1 protein-coding gene is annotated in these 351 nt (G+C 67.1%); it reads left to right on the top strand.

Going from position 1 to position 351, the window contains the following annotated elements:
- Window positions 1-84: 84 nt before the first annotated feature.
- Window positions 85-351, top strand: a 267-nt coding sequence (locus AB4Y92_RS26900; protein WP_441822398.1) for a phosphoribosylanthranilate isomerase, incomplete at its 3' end; no start/stop codon positions are given.

Raw genomic sequence — 351 nt, 5'->3', positions numbered from 1 at the left:
CAAGTGGGGCGCGCCGCAAGAGGGCCTGACCGTCCGGGGACACGAAGGTTGCCGGGCCCGCTGCAGATGTCCTATTGCCGGGGAATGTCGCAAAGCCCCGATGCCTTCACGATCAAGATTTGCGGTCTCTCAACGCCGGAGACGATGGTGGCGGCACTCGCCGCCGGCGCCGACATGGTCGGGCTGGTCTTCCACCCGAAGAGYCCGCGCTTCRTCGATATGGCTCGCGCGRTGGCSCTCGCCGAGATGGCCCGCGGCCGCGCCGAGATCGTGGCCCTGATTGTGGATTTCGATGTGGTGCGGGCAACGGAACTCGCGGACGCGCTCAGGCCGGACTGGCTTCAGCTGCAT

The sequence above is a fragment of the Lysobacter sp. TAB13 genome, assembly GCF_052113885.1.
GTDB lineage: Bacteria > Pseudomonadota > Gammaproteobacteria > Xanthomonadales > Xanthomonadaceae > Lysobacter > Lysobacter gummosus.
Note: the sequence above shows the minus strand (reverse complement) of the source record. Positions and strands in the feature narration are given on the sequence as shown.